A 15,962-nucleotide genomic window follows, 5' to 3' on the forward strand; every position below is an offset into this window, starting at 1 on the left:
TACGTAATATTGGGTCAGAGTCAAGAAGGATTGATTAATACTAAAGATACAGAATTAAGGCAATAGCGCAAGCCCGTTGGCGGCGGTCCATCGTCGAACACGTGACCCAAGTGAGCGTCGCATATATTGCAAAGCACCTCCACCCGATACATACCGTAGCTGTAGTCTTTTTCGAGCCGGATGGCATCTGCCTGAAGCGGTTCGGTGAAGCTCGGCCAGCCCGTACCCGATTCAAATTTGGTTGTCGATTCAAAGAGTGGGGTGCCACAGCAAACGCAGGCATACGTACCCGGCTCTTTCGATTCACAGTACGCACCGGTAAATGCCCGTTCGGTGCCTTTCTGTCGGGCTACCCGAAATTGTTCAGGCGTTAGTATCTGACGCCACTCTTCGTCGGTCTTTACAACTTTTTCCATAGTACAGAGCTTTTCTAACCGGCGAACCGCGGTTTATTCTCATAAACGAACAACACTACCCAATTGTCTTACCGAAAGCCGGTGAGGTACGCTTATTTTTGTAATACGTATGACTGCGCCACAACTGTTGCAAACGTATTGGGGTTACTCGGCTTTCCGGCCATTGCAGGAAGACATTGTGAATGCCTTACTTGATGGACATGACGCGCTGGTACTGATGCCTACGGGTGGTGGTAAATCGATCTGTTTTCAGGTGCCTGCCCTGGGTATGGATGGGGTCTGTATTGTGGTTACCCCCCTCATTGCCCTCATGAAGGACCAGGTGTTTCAGCTTCGGCGGCGCGGCATTCCGGCGGCGGCGATCCACTCGGGCATGCATTATCGCGAAATCGACACTATTCTCGATAACTGCATTTACGGAAATCTGAAGTTTTTGTATGTCTCGCCCGAGCGATTACGTACCGAAATTATGATTGAACGGGCCAGGCAAATGACCGTTTGCCTGCTTGCCGTCGACGAGGCGCACTGTATTTCGGCTTGGGGGCATGACTTTCGTCCCCCCTATTTACAGATCGCTGAGTTTAGGGATAAGCTCTCTGAAGAGGGTACAGGGACCATTCCTACTGTAGCCCTGACAGCCTCGGCCACACCGGATGTGCAACGGGAGATTGTGGACAAACTGGATTTCAGAGCCGGCTATCAGGTATTTCGGCAAACATTTGCGCGCGCCAACCTGTCTTACTCAGCCATGCTGGAAGAAGGTAAAGAAGCCCGTCTGCTGAAGATCCTGACTAACGTACCCGGCACTGGCATCGTATACGTTCGCAGCCGGCGACAAACGCAGTACATCGCCGATTGGTTGGTGAGGCAGGGGATATCTGCCGATTTCTATCATGCAGGCCTCAGCACGCCCGAACGCTCACAAAAACAGGAAGACTGGATCAACAACCACACCCGCGTTATTGTCTCGACCAACGCCTTCGGAATGGGAATCGATAAGCCCGACGTGCGTGTTGTGATCCACCTCGACCCGCCCGATACCCTGGAAGCGTACTACCAGGAAGCAGGCCGCGCCGGACGAGACGGGCAGAAAGCGTACGCTGTTTTGCTCTATACCGAAGCCGATTGCGAACATGTTCTGTTCCAAACTGAACAGCAGTACCCGTCTGTCGACCTCATTCGACGTACCTATCAGGCATTGGCCAACTACACGAAGGTACCTGTAGGCAGTGGTGAATTCGCCACGTTTGATTTCGACCTGGCTCAGTTCACCAAAACGTATTCACTACCCCCGCAAGACACGCACTATGCCCTGAAGCAGCTGCAAATGGCAGGTTATATCGATCTGAGTGAAGCCTATTTCCGGCCATCTCGGGTGGTGATCAACATGGATAACCGGGCTATCTATGAGTTCCAGGTCATGAATCCCCGTTTCGATCCATTTATCAAGCTATTGCTGCGTATGTATGGTGGTGAACTCTTCACCGACTTCCTGCCCATTTCGGAGGGGAACCTGTCACGAGCGTTCATGGTCTCAGAAAACGAGATTATCCAATTGCTGACGCAGTTGGCCGAGCGAGAGGTGATCATTTACGAAAAACAGACTGACAAGCCCCAGCTAACGTACCTGACCCCCCGGCAAGATGCCCGGCAGCTTCCGTTTGATGTGCAGGGGCTAGAAAAACGGCGTCAGCATGCTATAGCTAAAGCCCAGGCCTCTGTCGACTACGCCCGGCACCAAACCCAATGCCGGACCCGTCTCCTGCAAAACTATTTTGGCGAACAGACAGACGCAGCCTGTGGCGTGTGTGACAACTGCCTGAAAGCAAAGAAAAAAGCAGGGCCTGACCCACAGGTACGTGAGCAGGTACGTCAGTACGTGACCTTATCGCAAGACAGAGGCGTGTCACCCCGGCAATTGTCTGGTTACTTCAGCAAAACCGACGAAAACGACCTGACTCTAACTGTGCGTCTGATGCTCGCCGAGGAAGAGCTACGCTACAATGCTGCCGGCAACTTGACAATGAACCGGTGAACGCAGTGCATAAAACAAGAAAGCCCGTCAGAGTGTATCTGACGGGCTTTCTTGTTAAGAACGTACCTGACTACCGACGGCCACCGCCAATATCGAAGCCAACCTTCACGCCAACATATGAATTTTTGCTTTCAACGCTCGTACCCAGTTTATTAACACCCTTGTCGTCATAAACGATCGAACTCGTGTTTGGCACCAGGTTGTATTCAACACCCAGAACGAAGTGACCGGTTTTGAAACCTACCCGAGCCATACCGCCGAAAACGTTACCAGCTGAAATAGTACCGTTGTAGTTTTGACCACCTGAGTTTACGACAACCCCTGTGCTACCAATGCCGAACAGACCCGCGCCAATTCCAACAAATGGACGGAAACCCTCTGTTGAGAGCATGTAGTTACCAGTTAACAGGTATGAACCGGCAAATTTGGCGTCGCCCGATGTCGAGTTGCCACTTACAACTACGTTACGGGCCATACCGGCTCCTTCTAAACGCAGACCGAGGTCAAACTGGTCGCTGAAGCCATATTTAGGCTCAACTGCGAACAGAACACCACCACCACCGCTAGGAATAGCAGCACCGATTGATACGTTTACTTTGAATGGTTTGAATTCCTGTGCCTGGGCACTAAAGCCCATCAGGATAGCTGAGCATAAAGCGATTACCTTTTTCATACTACGTGAGTAAGTGAAATGATTGGAAAAAATACAATAGTCCCGACTTTCGGAACCGAAGAGACATCGGCCAACTGCTGGCATGAGTTCAGTACACAAGCAATCGATAGCTTGCCTGAAAACCCCGCTCATCAGGTGAACTGTCCGCTTAGAGAACTATCGGTTTGGCCAGTTTGTCTATTCAACCTACTTTACGGCCCAACAAGTCACAAAACAACTTATGAAACGCTTCTTTGCTACTGCCGCCCTGCTAATTGGCCTGATTGTTTCGGCCAGCGCTCAAACGTCGCCCGCTAAAACGGCTCCTTCGCCCGAGATGATGAAGCTGGATTCACTCACGAAACTGTCTCAGCGGTTTTTGAATGAACAAAAAGTTGATTCACTGTATGCCTTGATGGGTACAGCGTTTAAAAGCCAGATTTCACCTGAGATGATGAAACAGGTCGCCTCACAGGTAACTGGTCAACTGGGCAAATGGACCGCCGCCGAACCGATAAGTATCAAAGAAGGTATTGCCAAGTACAAAGCTACCTTCGCGCTGGCCACGCTTGATTTCTATATCAGCCGCGACGCAGAGGGAAAGATCGCCACCTTTCTAATGAAACCAGCCGAATAGGTACCGACTCTCTATTCACATTTTTTAAGATGCGTTTGGCTTAACGGTGAGTCGGTTACATAAAAAAATGAAGGCAATTACAACGTTTGGCGTGTACCTTGCGTCTTGTAGTTGAACGCAGCGCCTCTATGAAACAAGCCTTACTTTTCAGCACCTTACTGCTAGTTACGGCCGCCTGTGGCCGGAGCAACGACGTTGCGCCAACGTTGGCGAGCGAGGTGTCAGGTACGTACCTGACCAACGGCTTCCTGGATTACCTCTGCATTGCGCTCCCCCCCGACAAAATGCCCACGGCCACGCTGACGCCCGAAACCGATGCTGCTGTAACGCTCACGTACCTGACCAAGTACCCAGCAACGAAAGCGCAAACGTTTACGCACCTGCAACTGAAGCGTATGGCCGACAACAGCATCCAGTTGTCGCAGCAAGGTCAGGTACTAGGCACCGTCCAACCCGACCGCGCTTTCAATGCCAACGGCATGGAGCGGCAAGCCCTTGTGCTGCGCGTTCAGACCAACGCCAACGATCCGCAAACCGCCATAACCTTCACCGGTGCGAAAGAGTAACGCACCTGCTATGTGGTGATATGCAAGGTCTTTGCGCTAGTCTCTTCGACAGCAAAATAGTGAGTCAAAAACGAGAAATGCCGTTCCTAAGTAGGAACGGCATTTCTCGTTACAATTCGTGTAAATCAAGTCTAACTTCGCGTCGGCCGCGTACTAATTCCGCAGAGGCTTACCACCTTGAAGCAGGCTTTGGATGCGCTCCAGCGTCTTCTTTTCACCGGTTAGCGATAGGAAGGCTTCGCGCTCCAGGTCGAGAAGGTACTTTTCTGTTACGTTCTGCGGAGAGCTCAGGTCACCGCCGCAGATAACGTAGGCTAGCTTATCGGCAATTTTCAGATCGTGTTCTGATATGAACCGGCCCATTTTCATAGCCGTGATCCCTGCTTTAAACAGCGCGATGCCGGTTTTGCCCTGCACCCGAATATCATTCCGCTGTTTTGGCTGCGTGTAACCATTCTCCGCCAATTCAATAGCTACCTGCTTAGCTTCGGCGATCTGACGGCTGCGGTTCAGCACGATCTGCGCTGAGGGCAACAGGTAATTCATCTCGCGGGCTTCCTGCGCTGAGGTCGACACTTTCGCCGTGGCTATGTTCATGTAGGCGGCTTGCAGGATGTTGAGCTCGGGGTCACCGGTTTGGTAGAGGTCTGAGCAGCGGGCGGCCATTTCTTTGGTGCCACCACCTGCCGGAATCAGGCCCACGCCCACTTCCACCAGACCCATGTACGTTTCTGAGTGTGCCACCACGCGATCGCAGTGGAGGTTCAGTTCGCAACCGCCGCCCAAGGCCAGTGAGTGAGGCGCACCCACCACCGGAATAGACGAGTACCGCGCCCGCATCATGCTCTGCTGGAACTGCGAGATCATCAGGTTGATCTCGTCGTATTCCTGCTCCAGCGCAAACATGAACAGCGTCGCCAGATTAGCCCCCGCCGAAAACGCCTCGGTCGATTCATTACCGATCACCAAACCACGGAAGTCTTTCTCGGCCAGTGCAATCGCCTTGTTCAGGCCCTCGATCACTTCCGCGCCGAAGGTGTTCATCTTCGACCGGAATTCGAGGTTGATAATGCCGTCGCCCAGATCGTAAATGGCTGATCCGGCATTTTTCCAGATCACGTTGTCGCTCAGGCTTTCAAGAATGATGAACGACTCGGTGCCCGGAATGGTCTTGTAGGCCTTCGCTGTGATGTCGTAATACTGCTTCTTGCCCTTTTCAGTTTTGTAGAAGCTGGTAGCACCGCTGGCGGCCATGTCGTAGACCCACTGCGCAGGCTTTGTGCCCAGCTTTTCCATCATATCGATACCGGCCTGCAACCCAATGGCGTCCCAGGTTTCGAACAGGCCCATCTGCCAGCCAAAGCCCGCTTTAATGGCTTCATCGATCTTAAACAGTTCATCGGCTACTTCGGGAATCCGGTTCGTGGCGTACTGAAAAGCGTCGGAGAAGGTGCGGCGGTAGAATTCGCCCGCTTTGTCGGTGCCGGCCAGCAGAACCGAAAACCGCTTCCGCAGGCTCTCGATAGCTTTGGTGCTCTCCAGCGTAGCAAACTTTACTTTCTGCGAGGGTTCGTAGGCAAATGTTTTTAGGTTCAGCGCCAGAATAAGCGTCTTTCCTTTCTCATCTTTTGTCTTTTTGTAGAAACCCTGACCGGTTTTGTCGCCAAGCCATTTGTTATCACTCAGCTTCTGCATCACCGACGGCAGTTCAAACGCCTTATGCGACTCGTCGTACTCCAGTTTTACCAGATTGCTTGCCACGTTGACGGTCGTATCCAGACCCACTACGTCTGACAGCCGGAACGTACCTGACTTAGGCCGACCAACCACTGGGCCGGTTAGCTTGTCGACTTCCTCCACGCTGAGGCCCATTTCTTCGGCTACGCGGATGGTCTGCACCATAGCGTAGATGCCGAGCCGGTTAGCAATGAAGCCGGGTGTGTCTTTGCAAAGAACCGTGGTTTTACCCAGATATAGATCACCGTAGCTCATCAGGAAATCAATGATGGCGGGGTCGGTATCGGGGCCAGGAATGATCTCGAGCAGGCGCAGGTAACGCGGCGGGTTGAAGAAGTGGGTACCGCAGAAGTGACGACGGAAATCCTCGCTACGGCCTTCGGCCAGCAGGTGCATTGGAATCCCCGAGGTATTGCTGGTAATCAACGTACCTGGCTTGCGGAACTGTTCAACGCGCTCGTACAATGACCGTTTGATATCGAGTCGCTCCACGATCACCTCAATCACCCAGTCGTAACTGGCGATGTCTTTCAGGTTATCGTCAAAATTGCCCAGTTTCACGCGATCGGCAAATTTGGGGCTGTAGAGCGAGGCAGGTGTAGCTTTCAACGTGGCCTGCCAGGCATCACTAACCATCCGGTTCCGAACGGCTGGGCTGTCAGTGGTCAGTCCTTTGGCGGCTTCAGCAGCGTTCGGTTCGCGCGGAACCATATCGAGCAGCAGAACGTCGACGCCAATATTGGCGAAATGGGCCGCAATGCGCGACCCCATAATGCCCGAGCCAAGCACGGCTACACGCCGGATGCTACGGTTCTTCTGGGTTGTTTTGGGTTTTTCGAGTGTTGCTTCCATGAGAAGGGTGTTGGCAGATTAATATGGGTTTATGGCACGCGGATACCGTGTGTCAGTAAGTGTTTGCCCGGCTTTGGATGGAAGCTGGTTTGCTCTTACGTCAGCCAGCATCCACTTCAAGCCAAAATATGTACGTCCTGCCGTTTCGGCGAATCCTTTTAGATCTGTTTAATCCGCGTACTAATGCATAGTTATAGAACGTCTTCGATTGGGGCGTTGCTGGCTTTTAGTTTGATGTTTTCTTCTTCCACAATCAGGTTGATTTCCTTGATGACGTCGAAGAAAACAACCAGCTTATCGAGCGGTATTTTCTCCCGAACCATCTTGTTGAATTCGATAACGCCTTCACGGGCCATCTCGCGTTTGATTTTGCCTTCTTCCGTGAGGTAAATGCGCACGAACCGCTTGTCTGACTTGTCAGTCTCGCGCCGAATCAGGCCGCGTTCTTCCAGCGTTTTCAGCATCCTGACCAGGCTCCGTGGTTCCATGCCTAGTAGCGGGCCGATCTTGGTAGCGGGTGTACCCTGCTCAGCGTCGATGTTGAGTAGCACGTACCCCGTAGCCATCGTCAGATCGAACCGGGCCGCGTGGGCATTGTACATCCTGGAAATGGCGTGCCAACCCCACTTCAGGTGAAAATCAACGGTTTTCTCTTTCTTCATAGCGGATGTCGCCTGCCCAACAGCTAGTTGTTCAGTTAGACAAAACTACGAAATTTTCAAAAATAGTATGCATGCATACTGATTACCTTTAGTGGTTTGCTGGATTGGTCGAACTCTAGAAAGAATTAAACTAATTTTATGGTTTGACCAAATGAAAGAGAAATGGAAAATCGGAAGAAATACATGCTTCTAATGCTAATAACTTTCGTTAGTGCAGCTACTGCTCTCTTCTTGATGGAATATGGTACTTTTTCAAAGGATAGAGTGGAAGTCGTTACTCCGAAGAGAATTAGGGCAAATAAATAAAGTCAAGTTTTGTTTTTTGCTGATAACCAAGGTATATCATACGAAGGCTACAAACGGAAAAAGGTGACTGGATCGATCCAGTCACCTTTTTCCGTTTGTAAACGGCTATTACGCTGCCCGTGTAACGGCGGGCTTGGCTTGCTTGGCACTTCCGTAGGCCGGGCAAACGCCTTTGCGGGCGCAGGCACCCATTGAGAGCAACAGTACGGCACTCGCTAAGATCACTACCTTTTTCATGAGTTTGATTTGGTTAATTCTCTTCTTTCACTAATTCAGGCTGTAATTCGGCGAGTTCATCTGCTTCTTCAGCTGCCTGTGCAGCTTCCAGTTCAGTTGGCTGCGGTAAATTGGTAGGCGTGTAGCCCAATATTTTCAACATCGACTCGCTGTGCTGCTCCGGCGCAAACAGGCGCGTGCGGAGGTTGCCTTCCTCGTCTTTGTCGACAATGACGTGTTGTGGTGCCGGAATCAAACAGTGCTGAATGCCGCCGTATCCGCCAAGCGATTCCTGGTACGCACCCGTGTGGAACAGGCCCACATATTGATCTTCCGTTTCCTGATCGAAAATAGGTAAGTAAAGATCAGCCGAGTGTACTTCGGTATTATAAAAATCGTGCGAATCGCAGGTAAGCCCACCCAAATTTACTTTCTGGTAGGGATTATCCCAGTTATTCACTGACAGCATAATGTACTTCTGTCCCAAGCCCCACGAGTCGGGCAGTTGCGTGATGAACGAACCGTCGATCATGTACCACAACTCCTTGTCGTTCTGAAGTTTCTGGTCAATCACCTTGTATATAACGGCGCCACTCTCCCCTACCGTATACGAACCGAACTCGGTGAAGATATGCGGCACAGGTACGTTGTTCTTGTTGCAGATCCACTGAATCGATTCCACGATCTGGTCGATCATGGCCTGGTAGTCGTACGAGAACTGGAACGAGGTCTGGATGGGTAATCCGCCGCCGATATCGATGCTGTCGAGGTCCGGGCAGATTTTCCGCAATTCGCAGTATTTGTACATGAACCGGCTCAGCTCACTCCAATAATACGCGCTGTCTTTCACGCCCGTATTGATGAAGAAGTGCAACATTTTCAGTTTGAACTTGCTGCTATTCTGAATCTTGCTCTTGTACAGCTCGTTGATGTCGCTGTAGCGAATACCAAGCCGCGACGTATAGAACGCGAAGTTTGGTTCTTCATCCGTTGCAATTCGGATGCCAAGATTCACCGATTCGGCCGTTACCGAGTCTTCGTAGGCTTCAATTTCCTTCAGGTTATCCAGAATAGGAAACACGTTGAAACCTTCGTTGATGAGCTCGCTGATATACTGCGTGTAGAGTGGCCGTTTGTAGCCGTTGCAGATGATGTATGTGCTCTTGTTGATCTTACCGCTCCGGTACAACTCCCGAATAATGGGAATATCAAACGCCGATGAGGTCTCGAGGTGCACGTTGTTTTTAAGCACCTCGTCGAGCACAAACCGGAAGTGCGACGACTTGGTGCAATAGCAATACGTGTAATTGCCTTTGTAATTATAGCGCTTCATCGCGTTCTTAAACAGCGACTTAGCCTGATCAATATGTTCCGAAATTTTCGGCAGGTACGTCAGTTTAAGCGGGGTGCCATACTGCTTTACAATGTCCATCAGGGGTACATTGTTGAACAACAGGTGGTTGTTCTCGACGTTGAACTCCAAGGTTGGGAATTCAAAAGTCTGGTCAATCAGGTCGTAGTACGTCTTCATCCCTGCGGTCAGCGCATAAAGAATTTGTTCGTGGTTAATGAAAAAACGGGTCGCGAAAGTGGGGCTAATTTTGGTGTCATGCAAGTATGCCCCATCTGCAAAGTAGAAAACGCATTTACGGAGGGTTTGATTCTATGACGTTACGTTTTTTGGGGAAACTTTGGCTGTTAATTGTGGTGAACCTTGTTCTAGGTGGTCGCTCTGTAAGGGCGGCCGCGATGGGTTATCCCCTGTTAGGCTGCCAGGACCACGTATTTATGGCGGGTGGATACACGCTGGATAACCACAATTCACAGACCAATAGCTATTTGATAGGTCGACATTCGGAAAATGAATCCTATGTACAGGATTCTCTATTGAGCCGGAAGCGGACGCTCACGATTAATGCGGCGCAAGGATATTCCAACGTGTCGACAAACCAGCCGTATAGCTTTCGCCGTGGATTGATGGGTACGACGTTCATCGTCACGCTGTATGCACCAGACAGCCTGACCGCACAACGTGCCTACAAGGCTGTTTCGGCACGTATGGATACGCTGAACCAGATTATGAGCGATTACCTGGACGGGTCGGAATTGAACTTATTGTCGGAAACGAGTGGGCAGGGCCGCTGGGTACATGTTTCTCCGACGCTGTTCGACGTGCTGATGAAGGCCAAAACCATTGCCCGGCAGTCCGGTGGACGATATGACCCGACAATTGGGCCGTTGTCGCAGTTGTGGCGACGGGCGGTGCGACAGCGTACCCGGGGCGAGTTTGCCTTTCCGGATGCAAACCAACGTCGTAAAGCGCGCCGGGCTGTTTCATGGCGCTACATTGAACTGGATCCGGGTAGTCAGTCAGTACGGTTACGGAAGTCCGGTATGCGGCTCGATCTGGGTGGAATTGGGCAGGGATTCGCCATCGATGAAGCGCAGAAAGTGCTTCATCAGCACGGTATCTACGTTTTCCTGCTCGATATTGGCGGCGATATTCTGGTTGGTGATCCACCACCTACACAGCCCGAAGGCTGGCGCATTGGCTTGCCCAAAGGTAGCCACGCCGACGCGGGCCACGCCAGAGCTGAGGCTGACTCGGTCATTTATCTGAAAAATGCTGCCATCACCACTTCCGGCGATACAGAGCGGCATCTGGATATCAACGGTCGACGGTATTCACACATCATGAATCCGAAAACAGGTTTGGGGCTGCGGCACTTTGTGCAGGCCACCGTTCAGGCGCCCACAGGTACGTATGCTGATGCGTTAACGAAGGTATTCAGTGTAGCTAGGCCCGGCCAACGAAAGCGATTGCAGCGCACGTTTCCCGAAGCAAGAGTCTGGATCAGAGAGAAAAAGGGGTAAAACAAACTTTAACACAGAGTTACCACCGAGCTACGTAGCGTTTTGGTCATTAGTACGAGTAAAAGAAGCGCTGATTATAGCTACTTCCCCGCTCATCCTATTTCACAATGCCCTCAGCAAAGCCGTACCAATCTTTACGCCCTATGCTCCATCTTCACAATTTCCAGAAATCGTACGGGGAACGGCCCATTCTAACCATTCCTAACTGGCAGTTACCACCGGGCATTCACTGGCTGAAAGGACCAAACGGAGCCGGAAAAACTACGCTGTTTCGTTCTATTGCCGGTATGCTGCCTCACGAAGGATCGGTGAGACTGAACGAGTTGGACAGTCGGCTTGATGGCGTAGCGTATCGGTTGAAGGTCAATTACGCCGAAGCCGAACCAACCTTCCCGCCTTTCCTGACTGCCCATGAGTTGATTATGTGGGTGGCTAATGCCAAACAGGCTCCCGCCGGCCAAGCCGAAGTATTGATTGATGCTTTTGGGATAGGAACGTATCAGCATACGCCCGTGAGTACGTATTCGAGCGGAATGCTCAAGAAAACGTCGCTGATTATGGCATTCCTGGGCCAGCCTACGCTGATTTTACTGGATGAACCCCTGGTTACGCTTGATGTGGCAGCTACACAAACGGTGGCCGATCTGATTCATAAAGCCCGGTTTGCCGGGGTGAATTTTTTGCTATCATCTCATCAGGCGATGGAAACGGCACAACTACCAATCGACTCCATTTGGCAGGTAGCTGATGAAACTGTAACACCCGCCACCGTATGAGGCTGAGTCAATTCAGATCTGTTTACACTGTTCTGACTAAAACGCTGGTCTATCCCTTTTACCGGCAACAGGCGGGATTACTGTGGATGGTTGGTCTGCTAGCGGGGGGCTTTATGCGGGGAAGTGATCACATTGCGCTGGCAACCTACGCTGTTTCATCGGCTGTTGTGCTGGGGTTGTATGTCGCTGTCTGGCTAGCCTACACGTTGCTGGCTACGCGTTTTGCCGTTAGTATGATCAGCCGCTACGACGTGCTCCTTCACCTGCGGCTGTTTCCGGCTGTTGGCCGCTGGGCAGGATTGGGCGTGACGCAACTCATGCTAATGGGCCCAGCATTGGCTTATGCACTATTTGTAGGGCGAGTTGCGCTCCAGGAAAAACAGGTCTGGGCTGTTGGATTCCTCGCCGGTAGTTTGTTACTGATCTGGGCGGGCAGTCTGTTCTGGTATGAATACGCGCTGCGCCATCCAAATCCGGTAAGTCGGTGGGCTGTTTGGGGCAACAGGCTGCGTAGGTACGTTCGTACGCCGTATGGCCTGTTTTATTTGCGACATCTGGTCAATCAGGAGGCAACGCTCTTCTGGCGAACTAAGCTGGGTACGGGACTTGTCTGGATCGGTATTCTGAAGCTATACGCCACCGACCACTATCGGATTAACCTCTTCCGAACACCCGACTATGACCTTCGATTGATTGGTCTGGGAGCATTGCTGGTTGGTTTGGGCCACGCCACGGTGGTGTATGAACATTACCGCTTCGAACACCGCTGGCTGTCGATCTACCGTAATATGCCCATGCCTAACTGGCAACGCTGGGCGAACTACGCGGGGCAGTTTGCGCTGCTTCTACTCCCCGAAGTCCTGCTCCTACTCTATCACTTGCCGACTGACCAGCCCCTGTGGCAATCCCTCGGTGCATGGACCTTTGGCGTGAGTTTACTTAGTCTGCAACACGGTTTGCTGCTGCGCGTACACCGTACGCCCGATCGGACGATGACGTACCTGTATATCATGCTGATTGCTTATTTTCTGCTCGTCATGTTCCGCATTCCAATCTGGGTGCTGGCTGTCGTGAATCTGCTCGCATCGGGCTGGCTGTTCCGGCAATATTACTGGACATCAGCCTGGGAAGGGGAATGATTCTTCAAGGAAAGAGAAACGAAGAAAGGGAGCTTTGCACGTTTCAAGTTCCGCGCAAAGCTCCCTTTCTTCGTTTCTCCCTTACTCTTATACCGTTATCGTCTTGCCCGGCACGGCTACAGGATAGAACCCGTCGGCGTTGGGGAGTAGTTTAGGTTTGGCATCCCAGGCGAGGGTATCGGGGAAGAGATCGATCTGCGAGTTGATGGCGTCGTCCCACTTCACCAGGTTGCCTGAGTAGGTCGCCATCCGGCCCATAATCGACGTCATCGTGCTTTTTGCGCCGTTTTCCGCATCGGCGAATTTGTACTCGCCTTTAGCGATAGCCGCGAAGAGTTCATTGTGTTCAACCTGATAGGGGTCGATATCTGTTTTAGTGCTCGCATGGGCATAAAGCGGCTGCCCTTTAAAGGTCTTCAGGATGGTCTTGTTGCCGTTGAAGGAATCAATACGACCCTTTGTGCCCTGGAACTGCTCATCCACTTTGCTGTAGGTGCCTTCATAATGGCGACACTGGCTGTTGATCGTTGTGCCGTCGGCATAGACAAAATCGACGGTGTGATGATCGAAAATCTCACCAAACTCCTTGCCGGTACGTACCTGACGGCCGCCTGTTCCCTGCGCTGATACGGGATAGCCGCGCTTCGCCCAGTTAGCTACGTCGATATTGTGTACGTGTTGCTCCGTGATGTGGTCGCCGCATAACCAGTTGAAATAATACCAGTTACGCATCTGGTATTCCATCTCTGTCTGGTTTGGCTGCCGTGGATTATTCCACACACCACCGCTGATCCAGTACACGCTGCCACCGATGATGTCGCCAATGGCTCCGTCGTGAATACGCTTCATTGCCTCGCGGTAGTTGCTTTGGTAATGACGCTGCAGACCCACTACTACGTTTAGTTTCTTCTTCTTCGCCTCTTCGGCTGCTGCCAGCACCCGCCGGATGCCCGGTGCATCGGTAGCAACCGGCTTTTCCATGAAGATATGCTTGTTCTGCTTGACCGCTTCTTCGAAATGACTCGGACGAAAGCCTGGCGGCGTAGCCAAAATGACTACGTCGGCCAGCGGAATAGCCTTCTTGTAAGCATCCAGACCAACAAACTGACGCTCTTTGGGCAGGTCTATTTTCTGGGCCATGTCTGGCCGGCTGGTTAGCGTTTTGTAAGCCATATCAACCCGGTCCTGAAACGCGTCGGCGATGGCTACAATTTTGATGTTCTGCTTGGTGTTGAGGGCCTGCATAGCGGCTCCCCTACCCCGTCCTCCGCACCCGATCAACGCTACTTTGATGGTGTCGTCAACAGATGTATGATAACCAGGTTTAGCCGCTGCCGATAGGCCAAACGGCAGACTAGTGAGCAGGGCACTACCTGTAAAAAGACCCGACGTCTTCAGAAAACGTCGGCGGTCGCCCGAAAGTGAATCAAGATCGTGAGAAGCCATAGCGGTTGATTGTAAGGTTACTGGTTTCCAGAGAAAGAGAGGAACGAACCCATTTTACTTACAGATCAAGCGTATCACGGACTTTGGTCCGTTTTTTACTGTAGCTTAAAAACGGCCTAAAGTCCGTGATGCCTTCAATTGCTTAAAAATCGCCGCCTATTGACCGAAGCAGAGCAACCAGGTATTGTACCTCCTGACCGCGCAACTGTACGTATTGCTGTTCGTTGGCCAATACCGTACGCTGCGCGTCCAGTACGTCGAGGTACGTTGTCAGGCCCTTTATATACAGTTCACGGTTGTATTGCTCAGTACGGCGGGCGAGGGCCAGTGTCTGATTTTGCAGATCGAGCTGCTGCCGCAGGTACGTCAGGTTATCGAAGGCGGTTTCTGCTTCGCGTTGAGCCACTTGAAAGGCCTGTAGGTACGTTTGCTGGCTTGTCGCGATTTGCTGCCGCGACAACGCCACGTTCTCGCGGTTTCGTCGGCCTTCATACAGGGGGACTGAAGCGTTCACCCCCAATAGGTAGGTAGCGCTGCTGGGTACGAACACATAGCCTAGTTGGCCCGATAGCAAGCCGCCTGACCCAACCAGTGTGACGCGCGGCTGGATGCTGGCTTGCTGCAACACAACCTGTGCCCCGGCAACCTGAATGGCGCGGTCGGCCTGGAGCAGGTCGGGACGGCGGCGGAGCAGGTCGGGCGTGATGGCTGCGTAGGGGAATATGGGTAACGTACCGGGTAATGCGCCTGTGTCAATACCAAACGAAGCCGGTTCCTGCGCCGTCAACTGAGCCAGGGCATTGACCAGTTCGACCCGGGAGCGCTGCAGGCCCATTACCTGTACCCGAAGGCCAGCCAGATCGGTTTCGGCACGCTGCACATCGATTTGGTTGACCAGGCCCACTCTGAATCGCTCGCGGACAATGCCGAGGGTAGAATCGCGGGTTGCGATGTTGCGCAGGAATACGGCCTGCTCCGATTCGTTGGCTCGAATGAGGTAGTACGTGCGGGCAATGTCAGACGCCAGGCTAAGCCTAAACGCCCGTAAATCAGCTTCTGAGGCGAGGGTTTGCTGCTGTGCCAGCGTAATGCCACTCCGAATCCGTTTGAACAGGTCAAGTTCCCAACTGGCGTCAACAGGTAGTAATTGAAAGGTGTTGAGCTGGAAACGCGGCAACTTGTCTGTTGCCACGGGAACGGCTACGGGGCGGTGTTCAGATAGGCTTTGAGTCGAAATCAGGGCGCTACTCCGTACGGCCGGTTGTAAAAACGATTGTGCAACACGTACCCGGCCGCGTGCCTCTTCAATTCGGCTGATAGCCGCCCGAAGGCTTGGACTATTAGCTAGCCCTGTTTGAATCAGGTCAGTCAGTAGCGGGTCGTTAAATCGTTGAAAGCCCGAGGCAGCTAAATCGGCAGGAGTGGCGCCGTTACCCGTTAACGTCCCGGGTGCCGGCGCTGCCTCGGGTGCATTGGCACCCGTTGGCTGAACGGTACCTGCTCCTGGTTGCAATGTTACGGCACCACCTGGCGGACTGGTTTGCGCCAGAGCACAGCTAGTGAGAAAGAAGAGGATGATCAGTTTATTCATGGGGGTAATGGTTTCAAGTCTCAAGTGTCAAATGCTGCGCTTTGTCTGTAGATGGTT

At 52.2% G+C, this 15,962-nt stretch carries 14 protein-coding genes; 6 read left to right on the plus strand and 8 right to left on the minus strand.

What is annotated here, in order from left to right:
* Positions 1–20 precede the first annotated feature (20 nt).
* Positions 21–416, minus strand: a complete 396-nt coding sequence (msrB, locus tag F7231_RS16395) for a peptide-methionine (R)-S-oxide reductase MsrB (protein ID WP_085411601.1) — start codon at positions 414–416, stop codon at positions 21–23.
* A 109-nt stretch (positions 417–525) separates the two neighbouring features.
* Between msrB and F7231_RS16400 the strand changes: the two genes are divergently transcribed.
* Positions 526–2,451 (plus strand): RecQ family ATP-dependent DNA helicase, encoded by a 1,926-nt coding sequence (locus F7231_RS16400; protein WP_085411602.1) that lies wholly within the window; start codon positions 526–528, stop codon positions 2,449–2,451.
* A 70-nt stretch (positions 2,452–2,521) separates the two neighbouring features.
* On the opposite strand, the gene F7231_RS16405 is transcribed toward F7231_RS16400, so the two are convergent.
* Positions 2,522–3,124 (minus strand): hypothetical protein, encoded by a 603-nt coding sequence (locus F7231_RS16405; protein ID WP_085411603.1) that lies wholly within the window; start codon positions 3,122–3,124, stop codon positions 2,522–2,524.
* A gap of 220 nt (positions 3,125–3,344) precedes the next feature.
* On the opposite strand from F7231_RS16405, the gene F7231_RS16410 reads away from it, so the two are divergent.
* A complete protein-coding gene (locus F7231_RS16410) occupies positions 3,345–3,740 on the plus strand; it encodes a DUF3887 domain-containing protein (RefSeq protein ID WP_166692741.1) in 396 nt (131 codons plus the stop codon).
* A gap of 128 nt (positions 3,741–3,868) precedes the next feature.
* A complete protein-coding gene (locus F7231_RS16415; protein ID WP_166692742.1) occupies positions 3,869–4,306 on the plus strand; it encodes a hypothetical protein in 438 nt (145 codons plus the stop codon).
* A 153-nt stretch (positions 4,307–4,459) separates the two neighbouring features.
* Here F7231_RS16415 and F7231_RS16420 read toward each other — a convergent pair whose 3' ends face one another.
* The 4 genes from F7231_RS16420 to F7231_RS16430 all read right to left on the minus strand — a co-directional run bounded on the left by F7231_RS16420 (position 4,460) and on the right by F7231_RS16430 (position 9,610).
* Positions 4,460–6,895: a 3-hydroxyacyl-CoA dehydrogenase/enoyl-CoA hydratase family protein gene (locus F7231_RS16420; RefSeq protein ID WP_166692743.1), complete on the minus strand. Its 2,436-nt coding sequence runs from the start codon at positions 6,893–6,895 to the stop codon at positions 4,460–4,462.
* Positions 6,896–7,086: 191 nt separating this feature from the next.
* Positions 7,087–7,557: a MarR family winged helix-turn-helix transcriptional regulator gene (locus F7231_RS16425; RefSeq protein ID WP_085411607.1), complete on the minus strand. Its 471-nt coding sequence runs from the start codon at positions 7,555–7,557 to the stop codon at positions 7,087–7,089.
* Between the two features lie 414 nt (positions 7,558–7,971).
* Positions 7,972–8,100, minus strand: a complete 129-nt coding sequence (locus F7231_RS27660) for a hypothetical protein (protein ID WP_262889681.1) — start codon at positions 8,098–8,100, stop codon at positions 7,972–7,974.
* Between the two features lie 13 nt (positions 8,101–8,113).
* A complete protein-coding gene (locus F7231_RS16430; protein ID WP_166692744.1) occupies positions 8,114–9,610 on the minus strand; it encodes a type III PLP-dependent enzyme domain-containing protein in 1,497 nt (498 codons plus the stop codon).
* Positions 9,611–9,744: 134 nt separating this feature from the next.
* On the opposite strand from F7231_RS16430, the gene F7231_RS16435 reads away from it, so the two are divergent.
* The 3 genes from F7231_RS16435 (at position 9,745) to F7231_RS16445 (ending at position 12,868) form a co-directional block, all read left to right on the plus strand.
* Positions 9,745–10,953 (plus strand): FAD:protein FMN transferase, encoded by a 1,209-nt coding sequence (locus F7231_RS16435; RefSeq protein WP_229370043.1) that lies wholly within the window; start codon positions 9,745–9,747, stop codon positions 10,951–10,953.
* Positions 10,954–11,096: 143 nt separating this feature from the next.
* Positions 11,097–11,729 (plus strand): ABC transporter ATP-binding protein, encoded by a 633-nt coding sequence (locus F7231_RS16440; RefSeq protein WP_166692745.1) that lies wholly within the window; start codon positions 11,097–11,099, stop codon positions 11,727–11,729.
* Positions 11,726–12,868 carry a hypothetical protein gene (locus tag F7231_RS16445; protein WP_166692746.1) on the plus strand — a complete coding sequence of 381 codons (1,143 nt, stop codon included), beginning with the start codon at positions 11,726–11,728 and terminating at the stop codon, positions 12,866–12,868. Before F7231_RS16440 ends, F7231_RS16445 begins: the two co-directional genes overlap by 4 nt.
* 87 nt (positions 12,869–12,955) lie before the next feature.
* Here F7231_RS16445 and F7231_RS16450 read toward each other — a convergent pair whose 3' ends face one another.
* Together F7231_RS16450 and F7231_RS16455 are read right to left on the minus strand one after the other, a co-directional pair.
* Positions 12,956–14,314 (minus strand): Gfo/Idh/MocA family protein, encoded by a 1,359-nt coding sequence (locus tag F7231_RS16450; RefSeq protein ID WP_085411612.1) that lies wholly within the window; start codon positions 14,312–14,314, stop codon positions 12,956–12,958.
* A 142-nt stretch (positions 14,315–14,456) separates the two neighbouring features.
* Complete coding sequence (locus tag F7231_RS16455; RefSeq protein WP_166692747.1) at positions 14,457–15,905, minus strand: efflux transporter outer membrane subunit; 1,449 nt, start codon at positions 15,903–15,905, stop codon at positions 14,457–14,459.
* Positions 15,906–15,962 lie beyond the last annotated feature (57 nt).

Origin of the sequence: Fibrivirga algicola, assembly GCF_011742925.1 — a bacterium.
In the GTDB taxonomy this organism is placed as follows: Bacteria; Bacteroidota; Bacteroidia; order Cytophagales; family Spirosomataceae; genus Fibrella; species Fibrella algicola.